This is a genomic window from Pseudomonas hunanensis (assembly GCF_013393325.1).
Lineage (GTDB): Bacteria > Pseudomonadota > Gammaproteobacteria > Pseudomonadales > Pseudomonadaceae > Aquipseudomonas > Aquipseudomonas putida_P.
Genome location: NZ_QJRC01000062.1, coordinates 1 through 2,125 on the forward strand (window position 1 = coordinate 1; position 2,125 = coordinate 2,125).

The 2,125-nt window shown below is 53.2% G+C and carries 1 protein-coding gene and 1 pseudogene; both read right to left on the minus strand.

What is annotated here, in order from left to right:
* Nucleotides 1–740, minus strand: a 740-nt coding sequence (locus DM807_RS01940) for a hypothetical protein (protein WP_179027005.1), incomplete at its 3' end; no start/stop codon positions are given.
* Nucleotides 741–742: 2 nt separating this feature from the next.
* Nucleotides 743–2,125 (minus strand): annotated as a pseudogene (locus DM807_RS01945) (T6SS effector BTH_I2691 family protein); the annotation flags it as partial.

The following is a 2,125-nucleotide window of genomic DNA, read 5'->3' on the forward strand; positions in this document are numbered from 1 at the left end:
AATTGCCAGTTCTTTTTGCCCTGCATTTCACCGGGCTCGCCGGTTCGCCAAGGCGCATAGTGTTGCCAGGCTTGCGCTGGGGTTAGGCAGATGGCGTGCAGTGGCTTGTGCCACCAGTTGGGTTCGCCGGGCGGAGGGAGCTTGTCTGGGCCGTGGGCCATGAAGTGGCGGAGGTATTCCCAGACTTCGGCGACGTGCTTTACACCGGGTTCGGTGGGTTCGTTGCTGTCGACCCAGAGGCAGTCTTTTTGGTGGAGGCTACCGTCTTCTCGGCGAGGGGCGAAGGCGAGGGCATAGCTGGTGCTGAACGATGAACCGCCGAATTCGGTGCGTTTGAAAAGGCCACCTCCGGTGTTGCTCCATTCAAAGACAAATACCTTGCTCAAACGTTGGTAGTAGATTTTTTTGGTTGAACGGTTGAGGCAGAAGCTTGATAGACCTTTTATGAAATAGATTCTGTAAATGAGAAAAGGCGTAAATACAAAAGGTGTTATTAAAAATAAGAGCATCAACACAATGTCTGTGTTGTATAAGTCTGGGATATATGGGAAGAGATAGGGGTAGAAACCGAATAAAAAAGTGATCGTCATTGCGCAGTACAGTTTTCCCATGAAAACAGAGTCTGTTACCCAAGGGTTTCTGAGGCACAAAGTATTGTTGGAATGGCTTAAAAGCTGTCCGCCAATGGCGGGCTTATGCCCTGAGTCTGTGGTTGAATTAAATAGCCAGATGGTTGCCATGATCAGTGCTCCAAACGGAAAATTGCAAGAGTCTCATTGTCTTCGTCCAAGCCTTGATTGGCACTGTAGGCTAGATGCAGTGAGACATGATTCTGGTTGGCTAGCGCGTTCTCGAAGTGCAGAACTAAACCACCACCTACGGTGTGGCCGGTCGGGGTAATTGGAAACACGTCTATTCCTTCGTCATCACGGAAGGCGTTTAAGCTTCCTGACCATTCGCTTAACCCGAGTACGAAGCCTGGCAGCAACACTGTGAACTCAACGGTTGGTTGAGGTGTAGCAACTTCGTTATGTGTGATAGCGGCCCAGTTGGGCGGAGACCAGTGATTATTCTGATGCCACCGGGTGTCGACATGAGCTACGCCGAGTGACAGGGCCTGCTCGGCAGATAGTAGTTTTGGGCCGTAATGCTCATTGTGCCAAGCTTTGACTTCGCTCTGTAGCGAGGTAAAAGCAGGCAGTTTCTTCTCATAGTCCAACGTGATGTCAGGACGCACCTCACCATCGTTGATTCGATTACCGAAGACGCTGCGTGCTGCCCACAGCTCAATTGGGCTGTGAAGATGCTCATGTGCCTTGGCGTGGAGGTAGAGGCCTCCTGCAATGATGGCTACGCCTAGGAGGACAAGGGCCGCTGCTGCCCATCCGGCGAAGGGGACTACCGTTGTCACGCCTGCAACTGCAAGTCCTGCTTCAAGGGTGACAGCAGAGCCGATGGCCATGGTTAATCCCCCTGCAATTGTGTATGCACCTGCAGAAAAGTTACCGTTATCGAACTGGCGCAATCCCTTCGTCCCATCTGAGAACAGGCTAAATGCTATTGCCGGGTATCCGGCTAAACGCGCAAACAAGTTACTGCTTAGGAACTTGATAACGCCGTTGCCAAACGCCATCCCAGGTGCTGTCGAGCTTAATCGCAGCATCACCGCCTTCTGCGTTGCCCGAACGCTGATCATCGTGGCTGCTGCTGCACCGATCACCCCGAAAATCGATGAAGCAAAGCCCAAGGTGTATTCCGGTGCATTGCTCTTCTGCAGGCTGTTGTAGGCCGTCTTGAGCGATAAGATGTTGAACCACAGCATGCCTGCGTTAAAACCACCGCCACCGCCCGCGGTAAGCAAGCCGAGAAAGTTAGGTTTCACCCGCGCGGTAGTGGTCAGCTCGATCAGCACGTTTCGGCTACCCGAGATGCGCAGCGCTTTCATCTCCTCTACCTGCGCCATGCCGCTCTTCAAATACTTCTGTACTTCCTGGCTGAACGGATTTTCCGTGATGACCTGGCTGGTGATCCGGTAGCGCGCTGCCAATAGCCCCAGCGCTTTCTCGGCATTGCCTTCACGCGCCGCCATCAACACCTGCTGGCGCAGGCCATGGCTGGCATCCCA